Below are 1,239 nucleotides of genomic sequence, written 5' to 3'. Positions count from 1 at the left end.
CCCCCGCTCCCGCCGAAGCCCTCGCCCTCGCCCCCGCCGAAGCCCTCGCCCCCGCCGTGGCCGCATGTGCGGCGGCGGCCACTTCTGACTCGGCTCCCCCACCAGTCCGGCGGGCGGCTGTCTGATCCACCCGCCCGGGCTGGAAGGGCGGCGTGTCGCTCCAGCCCGTGGGAGGGAAGCCGACCGGCGGGGGCTGCGGCGCTGGAGGACGGCCACGGCCTCCTGGACGCGGCCCAGCCGCAGCAGCGGAACGGCGAGGTCCTTGCTGTCGCAGCCCGTGGCCGGGTCGAAGAGCGCGACGGCCCGGTCCGGGCGTCCGGCCACGCGCCACCCGGCCACGCATCACCGAACCACACGTCACCCGGCCCGCACGTCACCCGGACCACGGATCATTCACCCGAACCACGCATCACCCGGCCACGCATCACCGAACCACACGTCACCCGGCCCGCACGTCACCCGGACCACGGATCATTCACCCGAACCACGCATCACCCGGCCCCGGCCACACGTCACCCGGCCCCACGTCACCCGTACATGTTCAGCAGCTGTTCCGCCGACAGTTCCGGCGGTGCCTCGCCCTCCGCCCCCGGGAGGGGCAGTTCGAACCAGACGGTCTTGCCGCGGTGGGTGCGGCGGGTGCCCCAGCCGGCGGACAGCAGGCCGACCAGCTGGAGGCCGCGTCCTCCCTCGTCGGTGTCGCGGGCCCGGCGCCGCCGGGGCTGGACGAGGTTGCCGTCCCACACCTCGCACACCAGGGTCCGGTCCAGCAGCAGCCGCAGCCGGATCTCGCCCTCTCCGTAGCGCAGGGCGTTGGTGACGAGTTCGCTGACGAGCAGTTCGGTGGTGTCGAGGAGCCCTTCCAGGCCCCAGGCGGGCAGTTTGGCCCGGGCCAGTTCGCGGGCGCGGCCCACCGAGCGGGCTTCGCGGGGCAGGTGCCAGTCTCCGACGGCGTCCACGGGGAGCCCTTGGACCCGGGCCATGAGCAGGGCGATGTCGTCCTCGCCGTGGCGGGTGTCGAGGGTGTTCAGGACGTGGTCGCAGACGTCCTCCAGGGGCCGTACGGGGTCGGCGAGGGCTTCGCGCAGGCCGCGCAGGCCTTCCTCCAGCGGGTGGTCGCGGGATTCCACGAGTCCGTCGGTGTAGAGGGCGAGCAGGGCTCCTTCGGGGAGGTCGACCTCGACTTCCTCGAAGGGCTCGCCGCCCACGCCGAGGGGCATGCCGGGCGGGACTTCGAGG

General features: G+C 74.0%; 1 protein-coding gene. It reads right to left on the bottom strand.

The window, feature by feature from the left end:
• Positions 1 to 527: 527 nt before the first annotated feature.
• Positions 528 to 1,239: ATP-binding SpoIIE family protein phosphatase (locus HYE82_RS36620; protein ID WP_179178535.1), on the bottom strand; the 712-nt coding region annotated here is incomplete at its 5' end.

Source organism: Streptomyces sp. BR123 (assembly GCF_013401435.1).
Taxonomy (GTDB): Bacteria; Actinomycetota; Actinomycetes; order Streptomycetales; family Streptomycetaceae; genus Streptomyces.
The sequence above is the reverse complement of the archived record's forward strand: the minus strand, read 5'-3'. Positions and strand labels throughout refer to the sequence as shown.